The sequence below is a fragment of the Mycobacterium numidiamassiliense genome, assembly GCF_900157365.1.
Lineage (GTDB): Bacteria > Actinomycetota > Actinomycetes > Mycobacteriales > Mycobacteriaceae > Mycobacterium > Mycobacterium numidiamassiliense.
In genome coordinates, this window is the sequence record NZ_FUEZ01000004.1 from 891,382 (window position 1) to 905,852 (window position 14,471).

Here is a 14,471-nt window from a genome sequence, read left to right on the forward strand (position 1 = left end):
CGGCCGTCGGACCAGGAGCCTAGGCGGCAGCCGTCGATTTGGGCCGTTACCCGCGCGCGCACAAGTGTTTAACCAGGTCCGTCCGCACGTTTGACCTGGTCAGGTTGGTGGTATTGGCATTCTCTTTTTTGGCAAGTACGTTATTCATCGATGGATAACGTGGCTCAGACCCCATCGGGCATCCCGCTGCAGCCCGTGTACGGCCCAGCGGACGTTGGCACCGAACCTCCGCCGCCGGGGGAGTTCCCCTTCAGCCGGGGCAACTTCGCGTCAGGCTATCGGGGCAAATTGTGGACGTTTCGGCAGTACTCGGGCTTCGGCACCGCCGAAGAATCCAACCGTCGCTATCGATACCTACTGGAACAGGGCGGCACCGGGCTCTCGGTGGCGCTCGATCTGCCCACCCAGTGCGGCTACGACTCCGATGACCCCGAGTTCGGGGAAGAGGTCGGCCGGGTCGGAGTCGCGGTAGACACCCTGGCTGACTTCGAGATCCTCTTCGACGGCATTCCGCTGGACAAACTCAGCACCAGCATGACGATCAACGGCACGGCCGCGATCCTGCTGGCGTTCTACGTCGCCGCTGCCGAGAAGAAAGGGATACCGCGGGCGAAGCTCACCGGAACCATCCAGAACGACATCCTCAAGGAATACGCGTCGCGCGGAACCTGGATCTGGCCGCCGGAACCATCACTGCGGTTGATCGCCGACACCATCGAGTTCTGCGCCGCCGAGGTGCCGCGGTTTAACGCGATTTCGGTGGCCGGCGCGCACTTCCGCGATGCCGGGGCCAACGCGGTGCAGGAGATGGCGTTCACCCTGGCCGACGGTGTGACCTATTGCGACACCGTGGTCGAGCGCGGTCGTATGACGATCGACCAATTTGCACCGCAGATCTCATTCTTCTTCTACACCCACGGCGACTTCTTCGAGGAGATCGCCAAATATCGTGCTGGGCGTCGGCGTTGGGCGACGATCGTACGGGAACGCTACGGCGCAACCACTGATAAGGCGGCGATGTTCCGCTTCGGCTGCGTCTGTGGCGGCGCATCGCTGTACGCGCCGCAGGCCCACAACAACATCGTCCGGGTGGCCTACGAGGCGATGGCTGCGGTGCTGGGCGGTGTCCAGTCGATGTTCACCGCGGCCTGGGACGAGCCGTTCGCCCTGCCCACCGAAGAAACCACCACACTGGCGCTGCGCACCCAGCAGATTCTGGCGCACGAAACCGGCGTCGCCAGCGTCGCCGACCCGCTAGGCGGCTCCTACTTCGTTGAGGCGCTGACCGATGCCACCGAGGCCCGCATCGTCGAGATCATGCATGACCTCGAGCAGCACGGTGGCATGGTCCATGCCATCGAGGACGGTTACCTGCAGGGCCTGATCGCCGACGAAGCCTTCAAGATGCATCAGGACGTTGAAGCCGGCACCCGACCGGTCGTCGGGGTCAACCGGTTCGTGACCGAGGAGCCGGAGCCCGACGTCGTCACCTATGAACTCGACGCCGAGGGACGTGATCTGCAACTCAAGCGACTCGCCAAAGTGAAAGCGGAAAGAGATTCGGCCGCAGTGCAATCCAGCCTCGCGGCACTGTCGCGAGCCGCCGAGGGAGACGACAACCTGATGCACAAGTTAGTCGACTGCGCCAACGCGTACTGCACGGTCGGGGAGATGGTTTCCACGCTCAAGGCAGTATGGGGCGAATTCCAGCAGCCGGTGGTGTTCTGATGACCGTTCGTATTCTGGTGGCCAAGCCTGGGCTGGATGGGCACGACCGTGGTGCCAAGATCGTCGCGCGCACCCTGCGTGACGCCGGCTTCGAGGTCATCTACACCGGCATCCGCCAGCGCATCGAGGACATCGCATCGATCGCGGTGCAGGAAGACGTGGCGGTCGTCGGCTTGAGCATCTTGTCCGGAGCCCACCTGGCCTTGACCAGGCGCACCATCGAAGCATTGCGGGCCGCCGATGCCGCCGACATCGCCGTCGTTGTCGGCGGAACGATCCCGCACGCCGATGTGCCAAAATTGCAATCTGCCGGGGCGGCAGCGGTTTTCCCCACCGGAACACCGCTCGACACGCTGGTGCGTGAAATCCGCAAGCTCACCGGCACACCGGAACCAGCCCTGGAGGAACCGTGCGCGTCGGAGTAATGATCGGCGCCGAGCGTGGCGATATGGCGCGCAAGGTTGCCAAGTTGGCCTCCGATATCGAATGGGCCGAATCCGCGGGATTGGACACCGCATGGATGCCACAGGTGCCCAACGACTTCGACTGCCTGACCATGGTGGCGTTGATGGCCGCGCATAGCTCACGCATCGAGCTTGGAACGGCGGTGGTGCCGTTGCAGGCGCAGCATCCTATTGCTCTTGCCCGCCAAGCGCTCTCGACGCACGCGGTGGCCGGCGGCCGGCTGGCGCTGGGCGTCGGGCCGTCGCACCACTGGATCATTCGGGACATGCTCGGCCTGCCGTATGAAAAGCCGGCCGCCTACACCCGTGACTATCTGCAGGTGCTCAGCGCCGCCATTGCCGGTCCGGGACCGGTTGACGTCGAGAATGATTCGTTCACGGTGCACAACCCGACAGCGATCGGGGCGGATACCCCGATGCCGGTACTGGTCGCCGCACTCGGCCCGGTGATGCTGCAGCTGGCAGGCGAACTGGCCGACGGCACCGTGCTGTGGATGGCCGACGAGCGTGCGATCGGTGATCACATTGCGCCGAAAATCACCAAGGCCGCCGCGGATGCCGGGCGTGCGGCGCCGCGGATTGTTGCGGGTATACCCGTATGCCTCTGTGCACCTTCCCAAGTCGACGAGGCGAAGGAGCGGGCAAACCGAATCCTGGGTGAGGCCGAGGTGTCGCCCAACTACCAGCGTCTGCTCGACCGCGGCGACGCTCGCGATGTCGGCGATCTGTGTGCGGCCGGTGACGAGACGTCCATCCTGGCTCGGATGCGACAATTCGCCGATGCCGGGGTGACCGACCTGTCGGTGCGGCTGCTGCCGATCGGCGAGAATCGCGACGAGCTGATCGCTTCCAAGCGCCGCACCCGCGAGATGATCGCCGAGCTGGCAACGGAGTTGCGGTGACGCCGGGAGACCCCGGACCACTTGCGGGAATTCGGATCCTCGAAGTCGGCACCATGCTGGCGGGTCCGTACGCCACCATGCTGCTCGCCGACCTCGGCGCCGAGGTCACCAAGATCGAACCGCGCGGGGGTGAGATCTCCCGCAGCGTCGGACCCAGCTACTTCGCCAGCCTCAACCGCAACAAGTCCAGCATCTGTCTGGACCTGAATTCCGATGCGGGACAAGAGCGCCTGGGTAAGCTGGTGTCGGATTCGCATGCGCTGCTGGTGAATCTCAAGCCGTCGGCCATCCGCCGGCTTGGCCTCACCTATGAGCAATTGCGGCAATACAACGAGCGGATCGTCTGTGTGGCGATCACCGGCTTCGGGCTGCATGGTGGCGACGATCCGGCTTTCGACTACGTCGTGCAGGCGGGCTTCGGGATCGCAGCACTGACCGGCGACCCCGCTGGCCCGCCGACATTGCCGGGCTATTCATCGGCCGACAACTCCACCGGAATGACTGCGGCACTGGGACTTCTGGCCAAGATCATCTCCGGCACCGGCGGACAAGTCGATGTGTCGCTGCGCGACGTCATGCTGTCGCAGCTGAATTACCACGCCGCCGCCTACCTCAACAACGGCGTCCAGCCGCAGCGCCGCCCGCATGGAGCGCACTCGTATTACGTTCCCGCTCAACTTTTTCCGACATCCGACGGCTATCTGGCATTGTTCATCACCCACGACGGGTTCTGGAAGTCCTTTGCCGCGGAAGCGGGTATCGGCGGGTTCGAGACCATGGCCGAGCGCGTTGCTCGCCGCGACGAAGTGCTGGCGGTCGTCACGGCCATGCTGGCGACCGATACCGCCGCGGGTTGGGAACGGCGACTGCGTCGGCTCGGCGTTCCGGCGGCGGCCGTCAGAACGCTACCCGAGGCGCTCGAGGCGACGCCGGAAATGGTTGTGACAGCAGGTGATTTCCGCCTGGTCGGCAGCCCGATCCACGTCTCCGGGTATCAGCCGGATTACCGGCCACCGCCCGCGCTGCCCGAGGGCTAGACGTCAGGAGCCAGGGCCGGTCAGGTGTGCCTCGGCGAGTTTGCGGAAGGCCGCAAGCAGACGACTGCGGTCCCCGGCGCGGCTGGCCAGTACCACGTGGCTGGGCTCGACGCCTTCCAGCGGGACCGTGGTGATATCCGGTCGGACGCTGTTGCCGCGCCAGTCCGCCGTGATCGCGATTGCCTGCCCGGAGGCGATGAGTTCGAACTTGTCCTCAAGCGCGTCCATGATCGGGCCGTCGGGTGCGCGGCGCCCGTCAGGGCGAGGATCGATGCGCCAGAACGCACTCCACGCCGGATCGGAGTGCCGCAACCGCGGCATGGGCTCGTCGGCGATGTCGTCCAGGGTGACCGATTCCCTGCCCGCGAGCCGATGGTCGATGGGAATCGCGACCACCCGAGGCTCGGCATACAGCACCGTCACGTGCAGCTGATCGGTCGGGAACGGCAGCCGGGTCACCAGAGCATCCACCCGATGGTCGAGTAGGGCATCGCGCGCTTGGTCCCAATCCACGTGTGACACTTGCACATCGGCTTCGGGGTGTTCGCGGCGCAGCTCGCGCACCGCCGGCGTGATGATCAGGCCCGTCGTATACCCGATTACGATCCGGCTCGGCTGAGCCGCGGCGCGGGCCTGCGCTGCGGCCTGGCCGGCAGAGCGCAGCAGGGTCTTGGCCCGGGGCAAAAAGACCTCGCCGGCTTCGGTCAGCCGGGTGCCCTGCGGCGTGCGGTCCAACAGCCGGACGCCGAGCTGCTGCTCGAGCCGGCGAATCTGACGGCTCAACGACGGCTGCGCGACGCGCAGCGCCGCGGCGGCCCGGCCGAAGTGTCGGTGCTCGGCCACTACGACGAAATAACTCACCAGCCGCAGGTCGAGATCGACCACCGGTGCTGCCGAGTCCGTCATGCGCCCAGTGTAGCGGTGCCGATGACAGCTATTCATCCCCGAAAGCCCGATGAGCTGCGGTGATGCCTGGTTCGCATCGCGCCATATGAAATAGGACTTGGACACGCTTCGGGGGCCGTCATTGACTTGGTGACATCAACCAGAAGGGAATTTCCATGCACGTCTTCGTCACCGGCGCGACCGGGCACATCGGCTCTGCCGTCGTCACCGAACTCCTCGAAGCGGGTCACCGGGTAACCGGCTTGGCCCGGTCGGATGAGGGCGCAGCCGCCCTGACGGCGAAGGGTGCCGCGGCGCACCGGGGCGACCTCGACGACCTCGACGGCCTGCGGAATGCCGCGGCGGCCTCCGACGGTGTCATCCATCTCGCCTTCAAGCACGACTTCAGCGACTATGCGGGCGCCGCGCAGAGCGACCTGCGTGCGGTCGAGGCGATGGGTGAGGCACTCGTCGGTTCCGACCGGCCCTTTGTCGGCACGTCGGGAACGCTCCTGCTCGCGTTGCTTGGCGAGGGGGGCGTCGGCACCGAACAGGACACGGTGGCCGCGGGCCCGAGGGTCGACTCGGAAAACGCGGTCATCGCCCTGGCCGAGCGCGGGGTGCGGTCGTCGGTGATCCGGCTCGCGCCGCTGGTGCACAGCGATCTTGACCACCATGGCTTCGCCCACCACCTGATCAACACCGCTCGCGACACCGGCATCTCCGGCTACCTGGGTGACGGGTCCAACCGGTGGCCCGCACTGCATACCCTCGATGCCGCGCACCTGTACCGACTGGCCCTGGAAAACGCGCCCGCCGGAACGCGTTTGCATGGGGTGGCAGACGAAGGGGTGCCGTTTAGGGACATCGCCGCCGTCATCGGCCGTCACCTGAACGTGCCGGCCGTCAGCGTTGCGGCCGAAGAAGCCGGTCATTTCGGCTTTCTCGCGCTCTTTGCGTCTTTGGACAACCCGACGTCAAACGCCTTGACGAGGAAAGTGCTTGACTGGCAACCGGAGCGGCCCGGGTTGATCGCGGACCTCGACGCAGGCCATTACTTCGGCGAGTAAAGGAGGACCTTGGTGGCTGATGCCGTGGTCGAGACTGCCCGTCAGGCATTGAGGCCGGTCGGTGCGAGCCTCCCGGTCTCCTTCACCGGCACGCCTTCTGTCGATGTGCAGCGCGAGGCAGTGGGCCGGTTGGAACGGGCCGGATTCCGCGCGGTGTGGACGAACGAAGTGATCGGCAAGGACGCCTTGGTGCAGCTCGCCACCTTGCTGTCCGCAACCGACGACATGGTGTTCGGTACGTGCATCGCCAACATCTGGGCCCGGCCGGCGCCGACCATGCATGCCGCGGCAGCCCAACTGGCACAGGCGTATCCGGGCAGGATCGTGCTGGGCCTCGGGGTCGGCTACCCGGAACAGGCGGCCAGCGTCGGCCAGGAATTCGGCGGTCCGCTGGCTACCATGCGCCAATATCTGTCCCGAATGGATAGCCCCACCTGGCCGCCGGCACCTGACGCGGCGTATCCCAGGATCGTCGCCGCCAACGGTCCGAAAATGCTTGCGCTGGCCGGCGAAGTCGCCGACGGGGCGCTCCCGGCGATGTTGCCCGTGGAGTTCACCACACAAGCAAGGGAATTGTTAGGCCCGGACAAGCTGCTGATCGTCGGGCTCTCCGTGGCGCCGAATGACGACCGAGATCAGGCGAAAGCGACTGCGCGGGAGATTGTTTCGGGTTGGCTCGGCCGCCGTCCTTATCGGGCCATGATGAAGCAGCTGGGCTACTTCGACGACGACATCGCGACGGTAAGCGATCGACTGGTGAATGCGGTCGTGGCCCATGGCCGTCCGGGAGACATCATCGCCACAGTGCGCGCGCATCTCGTCGCGGGGGCCGATCATGTCGTGCTGCTGCCGGCGATCGGCGGTGAGTTCGCGGCCGGCATCGAACAGCTCGAGCAGATCCGGTTGGCGTACCCCGGCTAGCCCGTCGGCCCGTGCTCGGTGGTCAGCTCGAGCAGTCGCGGAATCGGTGCGGGATTCAGCTGCAGGGCATCCGACATGGTTAGCTGGCCGGCGTTAGCGATCATGCCGTCCAGGATGGCCTGAAGATTGTCGCCCTCGATTTCATAGATGGCGACATACGGCCCGACACCGTCCACCGGACGTAGCCGTCGCGCCGAGACGAAGCCGTCGAGAGCCACCAACTCGCCGAGGTGCACTTCGTCGTACCAGGTGTTGTACTCCTCGTCGCGATCGGGCGAACTGGGATAACTCTCCACCAGGATGATGCCCTTGGCCATCGTCGCCGCCTCTCTAGTGACTACTCGTAGCGCACCGTGATCGAGCCCGTATCCGGTATGCCCTGGCACGTCAGAATGTAGCCCTCGTCCACTTCGTCATCGTCGAGAGCGTCGTTGATCCGCATGGTCGCGTGCCCTTCCTCGACGTGGGCCATGCAGGTCCCGCAGTTGCCCGCCTCGCAATTGAACGGTGGATCCAGGCCGGCCCGGCGCGCGCTTTCCAGCAGCGTCTCGCCCGGAACCAGCGGAACCTCCACCTTCTTGCGTTCGAGGTAGATCGTCACCTTGCCGGCGTTCAACGGATCTGCCACCCGTGCAGTCTCCTCGATGATCGCGGTGACGGCCGCATCCTGGAATGCTGATTGTCCCGCGGGGGCCGCCCCCTCCGTACTTGCGTTCTTCACTCTAGAGAATACTATTCTCACTAAGCGATAGGATCTTCTCAAGACTGTGCGGATGTCGGGTCACCCGGGCCTGCCAGGGAAGGACGGGACGTGACCGAGCCGGACGCGCTCGCGTTCGAGGGACGGCAGTTCACTGCGCCCCAGCTCGACGCGCTGGCGGACGGACTGGCCGCGACCCTGACAAAACGGGGCCTCGTCGCGGGCCAACGCGTCGCGCTCATGGCGTCCAACCGCCCGGAATTCGTCGCCGCCCTGCTGGGCATCTGGCGGCTTGGTGCCACGGTCGTCCTCATCAGTCCCGCCTGGAAGCACGACGAGGTCGATCACGCACTCGGGCTCACCCAGCCGTCCCACGCCGTCGGGGATCATCCGGTGTTGGCCGGGTTGATGCCGATGCTGGACCTGGACGAACCCATCTCACCCGCGGGGCCGACAGCGAGATCGCTGCCGCCACGGGCCGACGCGGTGCTGGCGTTCAGTTCCGGGACCACCGGCCTGCCCAAGGCCGTGCGGCACACTCACGCGGGGCTGGAAGAGGCCGTGCGGCACTGGCGCGACGCGCTGCAGCTGACCCGCCACGACCGCATCCAGATCGCCACCCCGCCGTCGCACATCCTCGGCCTGCTCAACATCCTGACGGTACTGCGGACCGGTGCCTGGATGCGGCTGCATCGGCGTTTCGACGTAGACCAAATGCTGCATCACATCGAAAGTGACCGCATCACAATCGAAATGGCGGTCGCCCCCATCGCGCTGGCCATCGCCTCGCATCCCACGCTCGAGTCATACGATCTGTCCTCGCTGCGATACATCATGTGGGGTGCGACACCGGTGAGCGCCAGTGTCGCCGAGACGGTGACCCGGCGGACCGGCGTCAATTGGGTCCCCGCGTACGGCACCACGGAATTGCCGGTCATCGCTTGCAATCCCGTCGACGGGGCCCGGCTCGACTCGGTCGGGCGTCCGGTGCCCGGTGTGGACCTGCGGGTGGTCTCGCTGCAGACCGGCGACCCGGTGTGCCTCGGGGAGGTCGGTGAGATTGCGGCGCGGTCCAAGTCGCTGATGGCCGGCTACCTGCCGGTCACGGAGACCGACGAAGTGATCCGCGACGGCTGGTATCGGACCGGGGATGTCGGCTGGCTGGACACCGATGGCTGGCTGCGGATCACCGACCGTCTCAAAGAGATGATCAAGGTGCGCGGCTTCCAGGTCGCGCCGGCCGAAATCGAGATGGTGCTGCACGGTCATCCGGCCGTGAAAGACTGTGCGGTGTTTGGCATTCCCGACGGGATCAACGGGGAAGCGGTCGTCGCCGCGGTCACCACCTGCGCTCCCGTCGACGCCGCTGACCTGACCGCCCGGGTGGATGAGAAGCTGGCGTCGTATAAACGTCTGAGCCGGGTCGTGTTCGTATCCGATATCCCCCGCCTGCCTTCGGGCAAGGTGCTGCGGCGAGTCCTGAAGGAGCGCTATGGATGCACGTCTAACAGCTGAACAACAACAGCTACGCGACGCGGCCGCAAAGCTGGCCGACGACCTCGGGCCTGGCGCTGTCCAGGACCTCGGCGAGGATAGTCGAATCAGCCGCCTGGACAGGCAGATTGGTGCGACGGGCTGGCGCTCGCTGCGCTCCGACGAAGCCTCTGGTGTCGAAGTCGCAATTGTCGCAGAGGAATTCGGGCGCCGACTGGTCGACGCACCGTTTCTCGGGCCGGTCCTGGCCGACGATCTGGCCCGCCGAGTTGGCGCCGACAGCGCGGGAACGACCATAGCTGTCGACGAGCACGCCATCGACGCGCGCGGCTACCAGCGAGCCCTGTTGCTCGACGGCTCCACGGTCCTGGCCGTGGATCTGGGTGCGCTCGGCGGCGGCGCCGACTTGACCCGGGCCGAAGCCGAACTAGCGGGAACACCGACCGAAATCGGCGAGGTATCGGAAGATGTTGCCGCGCAATGGCGTGCGCTCGCGCTGGTTGCCACGACGGCAGACCTGGTCGGAGTCGCCCGCGGCGCTCACGCCGTCGCCTGCGACTATGCGAAAATTCGCGAACAGTACGGCAAAGCGATCGGGTCCTATCAGGCGATCGCCCACCTGCTGGCCGAAAGCCTGGCCCTTATCGAAGGCTCGGTGAGTGTATTGCGGCACGCCGCATGGGCGGTCGATGAACTTCCCAGCGGCGAAGCCATTCGTGCGGCTCAAGTCGCGAAGGTCTATTGCGCGCGCGCGACCAGAACCGTGTGCGAGACCGCGATACAGGTGCACGGCGGCATCGGAAATACCTGGGAGTGCCTGGTGCATGTCTACCTGCGCCGCGCCCTGACATCGACCGAACTGTGGCCCGTTGCGTTGAAGGAGATCGATCTTGGACTTTCGTGACTCACCTGAGGAAGCCGCCTTTCGGGGACGGCTGCGCTCGTGGCTTTCGGTGCACGCCAAGAGGTTTTCCGGTTCGGGTGATGAGTATTGGGCTCGTCAGGCCGAGTGGCATCAGGCCCTGTATAGGGAGGGCTTCTTCGGGCTGTCCTGGCCGCGCGAATACGGCGGCCAGGAGTTGGCGCCGGTATACGACGTCATCGTCGACGAAGAGCTGGCGCGCGCCGGTGCTCCACCAAGGCCCAGTGTCGGCTACCTGGTCCACGGCATCGGCCGGTACGCCAGCGACGAACTGCGGCAACGGTTTCTGCCCGGCATCCTGAACGGCACCGAACGGTGGTGCCAGGGCTTCAGCGAGCCCGGCGCCGGCTCGGACCTGGCGTCGTTGACCACCAGCGCGCGCCTCGAGGGCGACACCTATGTGATCAACGGCCACAAGATCTGGACCAGCTACTCCGACGTCGCGGACTACTGCCTGCTGTTGGCTCGCACCGATCCCGACGCCAAACGGCATCGCGGTCTGTCGGCGTTCGTGCTCGAGATGAAACAGCCCGGCGTGCAGCAGCGTCCGCTTCAAATGATCAATGGCGTGACCAACGAATTCGGCCAGGTCTTCTTCGACGACGCAAAGGTGCCTGCGGACCGTATGGTCGGCAATCCCGGCGACGGCTGGGCTGTGGCCATGACGGTCGTCGGACACGAGCGGGAGCCGTCGACGCTGGGGTATGCGGCGCGATACGGCAAGCTTGTCCGAAGCATGCTGGCTCGCAACGTTGGTGAGGTGCCCGAGGAACTCGCCTGGGCGGCAATAGAATCCGAGATGCTAACTCACCACGTCCGGCGGCGGCTCTCCGAGCAGCTGGACGGGGTCTCGCATGGCTCGGAAGGATCACTCGACAAGCTACTGATGACCTGGGTCGAGCAGTCCGTCGGGCACGCCGCGTTGGCGGTCACCGGGACGCGTGATCCAGACCTGCTGAGCGCCTATCTGTACAGCCGCGCGCAAAGCGTCATGGGCGGGACATCGCAGATACAGAAGAACATCATCGCTTCGCGAATCTTGGGATTGGGAGTCTGACGTGTACGACATGCCTGCTGAAATCGACGTCCGGGCCGACGGGGCGCTGCGCATCATCACCCTGAACCGGCCGGATTCGCTGAATTCGGTCAACGACGACCTACACTCCGGGCTCGCGAAGATATGGCAGCGGCTGACCGACGACCCGACCGCCCGCGCGGCGGTGATTACCGGTGCCGGCAGGGCATTTTCGGCCGGCGGCGATTTCGGTTATCTCGAGGAACTGGCGAACGACGCCGACCTGCGGGCCAAGACCATCCGGGACGGGCGCGAGATCGTGCTGGGCATGGCGCGGTGCCGAATTCCGGTGGTAGCGGCTGTGAATGGGCCCGCCGTTGGCCTGGGCTGCAGCCTGGTCGCGCTGAGCGACATCGTCTACATCGCCGAAGACGCCTACCTGGCCGATCCACACGTGCAGGTGGGGCTGGTGGCCGCCGATGGCGGACCGCTGACCTGGCCGTTGCACATCAGTCTGCTGCTGGCCAAGGAATACGCGTTGACCGGCGCCCGGATCAAAGCGCAGCGCGCCGTCGAGCTCGGCCTGGCCAACCACGCCGTGGCCGACCCCGTTGCGGAGGCAATCGCCTGTGCCAAAAAAATTTTGGAGCTGCCCCAGCAGGCTGTCGAGAGCACCAAGCGGGTGCTCAATATTCATCTTGAGCGCGCGGTGCTCGCCAGCCTCGACTATGCCCTCTCGGCCGAGAGCCAGTCGTTTTTGACCGAGGACTTTCGGGCCAACGTCGCCAAGTTCAACGCAGCAAAAAACTGAGCCGCAATCGCGGCCCAGTCCTTTGCGTGCTTTGCTGCGATCAGCTCTTGGCGGCGGCCTTTTGGCGGGCCTCTGCCGTCTTCTCAGCCGCACGTGACGCTTCGGCCTGGGCCTCTTTCTTGGCCACGTCGCGCTGAGCCTGAGCCTTGTCCTGCTGGGCACGGCCTTCCTTGCGGAGACCTTCGTGGCTGATCAGGATGCCGAGGATTTCCTTGGTCTTCCCGATCGCGTCCTCAACGATGCCCTTGATGCCTTCGACGAGTCCATTGTCGCGCTCACTCATATTGAGCTCCCTTCCTGAAGTTACCGGTCTAGTGATCCGTACCCCGCGAGAGTGGCGCGCCAACGCTTATACCGATGCCATTGGTGTGGCCTCGGTCACCCCGGCCCTCTACCTGCGCCGCGGCGAAGCCACGGTGCGTTGTGGCTAGCAGCGTTCGGCGTGTCGGGCAGGTGTGTCGCGGTGACCGCCAGTCGCGATCGCCGACTTCGCGCGGCCGTCGCGCCAAGTGCCGAGCGTCTAGTCCTTCGCCAGGAACCGCACAGTTTCTCCACCGCGTGGTCGATGGTGACGCCGCCCGCCCCGCCGTGCAGCTCTGCTGGGATGTCAAACCTTGTCGTGGTGCCGCAGGAAATCACGCATCACCGCATCGAAGCGCTCTGGCTCCTCGATGAACGGCATGTGCGCGCTCGACTCGAACAACTCAAACCGTGAGCCGGCGATGCGCTGGTGCATTTCCCGCATGTGTTCCGGCACGCATTCGTCGTAGCGGCCCGCGACGATCAGCGTCGGCAGGGCGATCTCGGTCAACCGGTCGAACACGTCCCAGTCCCGGACGGTCCCGACGATGTGAAAGTCGCTGGGCCCGAACATCGTTTCGAAAATCTCGGTTCCCATGCGCCGAAAGGCATCCTCGAGCTCTGCGGGCCAGGGGCGGACGCGGCACAGATAGGTCTCATTCCACGTGCGGATGGCGGCCTGGTATTCGGCGGAGTAGGTCGTGCCCGCGGCTTCGTGACGATCGATGGCGGATTGGGTCGCCGGATCCAGCTCGGATTTCAAGCGGGTCACCATGTCCGCGAAGAGCGGTATCGACGCGATGCTGTTGGAGATGGTGAGGCTGACGGCCGCGGGCGCCGCATCCAGGGCGTACTGCTGCGCCAGCATTCCGCCCCAGGAGTTCCCGAAGATGTGAAACCTGCTCAGCCCCAGCTCTTTTACCACCGCGTCCATTTCGGCGACCGAGCGTTTCATCGTCCACAAAGCCGGGTCCGACGGGCGTTCGGAGTTCCCGCAGCCCAGCTGGTCCCAGAAAATCACCTCCCGCTCGCCGGCCAATCGCTCCAGCGAGCGTATGTAGTTGTGCGGGAGTCCGGGGCCGCCGTGAACGGCAAGTAGCGGGCGACCGGCGCCAGCGCCAACCCGCTTGAACCAGACATTTCCGCCCGGGACCGCGACTGTTCCCTCCAGCTGAGCCATGGCTAGCGGTGCCTCCTGATTGGTTGGTAAGCCCCCAGCAGAATGCCACGATCCGCTGCCGCTATATGCGACGAAGCAGGCCCCCGCGAGCGGGCGGTTCACCCAGCCTGCGGGACCGGCCTTCTTGCGACGCGGACTCTCGTACTGAGAGAATAATGTTCTCATGACCATCGCCGACCTGATCACGGGAGCGCGCAACGGATCTCAACGCGCGGTGGGCCGGCTGCTTAGCCTCGTCGAGGGCGAGCGACGCGACGAGGTGCTGGCCGCGATCGACCCCTCATCGGTACGTGTCGTCGGCATCACCGGGCCCCCGGGCGCGGGCAAGTCGACGACAATCGCGGCTTTGGTCGGCGCCTACCGGGAACGCGGGTGCCGGGTGGCCGTGCTGGCCGTGGACCCGTCGTCGCCGTTCAGCGGCGGAGCGCTGCTGGGCGATCGAATTCGAATGGCTGCGCACATCAATGATGCCGATGTGCTGATCCGATCGGTGGCTAGCCGGGGCCATCTCGGCGGGCTGGCCGCTGCCGTTCCGGCTGCCATCAGCCTGCTGGGCTCGATCGGTTATGACGTAGTCCTGCTGGAAACCGTCGGAGTGGGGCAGTCCGAGATTGAGATTGCCGCTGTGGCTGATCCGACCATCGTCATCCTCAACCCCGGGGCGGGTGACGCGGTGCAGGCCGCGAAGGCGGGTGTCCTGGAAGTCGCCGACATTGTCGCGGTGAACAAGGCCGACCGCGACGGCGCCGAACAGACCGTGCGCGACTTGCGCGCCGAAACGACGGCCCCGATCGTCAGCCTCATCGCCGCGCGCGGAGAAGGCGTGGCGGACCTGCTGGCCGCCATCGACGACCATCACCGCACCGACAGCCGGGCCCGGCGGCTGGCCCGCGCCCGGGCGCAGATCCTTTCCTTGGCACAGACCCGACTGCGCACCCGGCCTGATCTCGACCGGCTTGCCGAGGCGGTGGTCGACGGCCAGGACAACCCCTATGCGGCGGCTGAACGTCTGCTTTTGCCGCCCGCTCAACCACAGGATTGA

The 14,471-nt window shown here is 65.7% G+C and carries 16 protein-coding genes; 11 read left to right on the top strand and 5 right to left on the bottom strand.

Annotated features, from left to right (window positions below; all coding sequences use genetic code 11):
- Positions 1 to 150 precede the first annotated feature (150 nt).
- Genes MNAB215_RS12775 through MNAB215_RS12790 form a run of 4 tightly spaced genes read left to right on the top strand, consistent with a single transcriptional unit; the run spans position 151 to position 4,131 of the window.
- Entirely contained in the window at positions 151 to 1,728 is a 1,578-nt protein-coding gene (locus tag MNAB215_RS12775) for a methylmalonyl-CoA mutase family protein (RefSeq protein ID WP_077079183.1), read from the top strand.
- Positions 1,728 to 2,153: a cobalamin-dependent protein gene (locus tag MNAB215_RS12780; RefSeq protein WP_077079184.1), complete on the top strand. Its 426-nt coding sequence runs from the start codon at positions 1,728 to 1,730 to the stop codon at positions 2,151 to 2,153. Before MNAB215_RS12775 ends, MNAB215_RS12780 begins: the two co-directional genes overlap by 1 nt.
- Positions 2,138 to 3,094: an LLM class F420-dependent oxidoreductase gene (locus tag MNAB215_RS12785; protein WP_077079185.1), complete on the top strand. Its 957-nt coding sequence runs from the start codon at positions 2,138 to 2,140 to the stop codon at positions 3,092 to 3,094. Before MNAB215_RS12780 ends, MNAB215_RS12785 begins: the two co-directional genes overlap by 16 nt.
- On the top strand, positions 3,091 to 4,131 hold the full coding sequence (locus MNAB215_RS12790) for a CaiB/BaiF CoA transferase family protein (protein WP_077079186.1): 1,041 nt from the start codon (positions 3,091 to 3,093) through the stop codon (positions 4,129 to 4,131). Before MNAB215_RS12785 ends, MNAB215_RS12790 begins: the two co-directional genes overlap by 4 nt.
- Before the next feature lie 3 nt (positions 4,132 to 4,134).
- Here the strand turns inward: MNAB215_RS12790 and MNAB215_RS12795 are convergent, their stop codons facing one another.
- Positions 4,135 to 5,037 (bottom strand): LysR family transcriptional regulator, encoded by a 903-nt coding sequence (locus MNAB215_RS12795; protein ID WP_077079187.1) that lies wholly within the window; start codon positions 5,035 to 5,037, stop codon positions 4,135 to 4,137.
- 155 nt (positions 5,038 to 5,192) lie between these two features.
- On the opposite strand from MNAB215_RS12795, the gene MNAB215_RS12800 reads away from it, so the two are divergent.
- Positions 5,193 to 6,086: an SDR family oxidoreductase gene (locus MNAB215_RS12800; protein WP_077079188.1), complete on the top strand. Its 894-nt coding sequence runs from the start codon at positions 5,193 to 5,195 to the stop codon at positions 6,084 to 6,086.
- A gap of 24 nt (positions 6,087 to 6,110) precedes the next feature.
- On the top strand, positions 6,111 to 7,007 hold the full coding sequence (locus MNAB215_RS12805) for a TIGR03620 family F420-dependent LLM class oxidoreductase (protein ID WP_077081973.1): 897 nt from the start codon (positions 6,111 to 6,113) through the stop codon (positions 7,005 to 7,007).
- On the opposite strand, the gene MNAB215_RS12810 is transcribed toward MNAB215_RS12805, so the two are convergent.
- Positions 7,004 to 7,324: a DUF4286 family protein gene (locus MNAB215_RS12810; RefSeq protein ID WP_077079189.1), complete on the bottom strand. Its 321-nt coding sequence runs from the start codon at positions 7,322 to 7,324 to the stop codon at positions 7,004 to 7,006. The genes MNAB215_RS12805 and MNAB215_RS12810 overlap by 4 nt on opposite strands.
- A gap of 20 nt (positions 7,325 to 7,344) precedes the next feature.
- The gene (locus MNAB215_RS12815) at positions 7,345 to 7,635 is read right to left on the bottom strand and encodes a 2Fe-2S iron-sulfur cluster-binding protein (protein WP_077081974.1); all 291 of its coding nucleotides are present in this window, start codon (positions 7,633 to 7,635) and stop codon (positions 7,345 to 7,347) included.
- Between the two features lie 183 nt (positions 7,636 to 7,818).
- Here MNAB215_RS12815 and MNAB215_RS12820 point away from each other — a divergent pair, with 183 nt between their 5' ends.
- From MNAB215_RS12820 to MNAB215_RS12835, 4 genes are read left to right on the top strand one after another with little or no spacing between them, the layout of a single operon-like run.
- Positions 7,819 to 9,222 carry a class I adenylate-forming enzyme family protein gene (locus MNAB215_RS12820; protein WP_077079190.1) on the top strand — a complete coding sequence of 468 codons (1,404 nt, stop codon included), beginning with the start codon at positions 7,819 to 7,821 and terminating at the stop codon, positions 9,220 to 9,222.
- Positions 9,200 to 10,105 carry an acyl-CoA dehydrogenase family protein gene (locus MNAB215_RS12825; protein ID WP_077079191.1) on the top strand — a complete coding sequence of 302 codons (906 nt, stop codon included), beginning with the start codon at positions 9,200 to 9,202 and terminating at the stop codon, positions 10,103 to 10,105. Before MNAB215_RS12820 ends, MNAB215_RS12825 begins: the two co-directional genes overlap by 23 nt.
- Positions 10,092 to 11,180: an acyl-CoA dehydrogenase family protein gene (locus MNAB215_RS12830; protein ID WP_077079192.1), complete on the top strand. Its 1,089-nt coding sequence runs from the start codon at positions 10,092 to 10,094 to the stop codon at positions 11,178 to 11,180. The genes MNAB215_RS12825 and MNAB215_RS12830 overlap by 14 nt, the downstream gene beginning before the upstream one ends.
- A 1-nt stretch (position 11,181) precedes the next feature.
- Positions 11,182 to 11,949: an enoyl-CoA hydratase/isomerase family protein gene (locus MNAB215_RS12835; protein ID WP_077079193.1), complete on the top strand. Its 768-nt coding sequence runs from the start codon at positions 11,182 to 11,184 to the stop codon at positions 11,947 to 11,949.
- A 40-nt stretch (positions 11,950 to 11,989) separates the two neighbouring features.
- Here the strand turns inward: MNAB215_RS12835 and mbp1 are convergent, their stop codons facing one another.
- Together mbp1 and MNAB215_RS12845 are read right to left on the bottom strand one after the other, a co-directional pair.
- Positions 11,990 to 12,232 carry a microaggregate-binding protein 1 gene (gene mbp1 / locus MNAB215_RS12840; protein WP_077079194.1) on the bottom strand — a complete coding sequence of 81 codons (243 nt, stop codon included), beginning with the start codon at positions 12,230 to 12,232 and terminating at the stop codon, positions 11,990 to 11,992.
- 324 nt (positions 12,233 to 12,556) lie between these two features.
- Positions 12,557 to 13,420, bottom strand: a complete 864-nt coding sequence (locus MNAB215_RS12845) for a proline iminopeptidase-family hydrolase (protein ID WP_165691639.1) — start codon at positions 13,418 to 13,420, stop codon at positions 12,557 to 12,559.
- Positions 13,421 to 13,592: 172 nt separating this feature from the next.
- On the opposite strand from MNAB215_RS12845, the gene meaB reads away from it, so the two are divergent.
- Complete coding sequence (gene meaB / locus MNAB215_RS12850; protein ID WP_077079196.1) at positions 13,593 to 14,471, top strand: methylmalonyl Co-A mutase-associated GTPase MeaB; 879 nt, start codon at positions 13,593 to 13,595, stop codon at positions 14,469 to 14,471.

Coding starts and splice junctions, on each gene's coding strand:
- MNAB215_RS12775 (WP_077079183.1), top strand. CDS start 151: ATGGATAACGTGGCTCAGACCCCATCGGGCATCCCGCTGCAGCCCGTG.
- MNAB215_RS12780 (WP_077079184.1), top strand. CDS start 1,728: ATGACCGTTCGTATTCTGGTGGCCAAGCCTGGGCTGGATGGGCACGAC.
- MNAB215_RS12795 (WP_077079187.1), bottom strand. CDS start 5,037: ATGACGGACTCGGCAGCACCGGTGGTCGATCTCGACCTGCGGCTGGTG.
- MNAB215_RS12800 (WP_077079188.1), top strand. CDS start 5,193: ATGCACGTCTTCGTCACCGGCGCGACCGGGCACATCGGCTCTGCCGTC.
- MNAB215_RS12810 (WP_077079189.1), bottom strand. CDS start 7,324: ATGGCCAAGGGCATCATCCTGGTGGAGAGTTATCCCAGTTCGCCCGAT.
- MNAB215_RS12825 (WP_077079191.1), top strand. CDS start 9,200: ATGGATGCACGTCTAACAGCTGAACAACAACAGCTACGCGACGCGGCC.
- mbp1 (WP_077079194.1), bottom strand. CDS start 12,232: ATGAGTGAGCGCGACAATGGACTCGTCGAAGGCATCAAGGGCATCGTT.
- meaB (WP_077079196.1), top strand. CDS start 13,593: ATGACCATCGCCGACCTGATCACGGGAGCGCGCAACGGATCTCAACGC.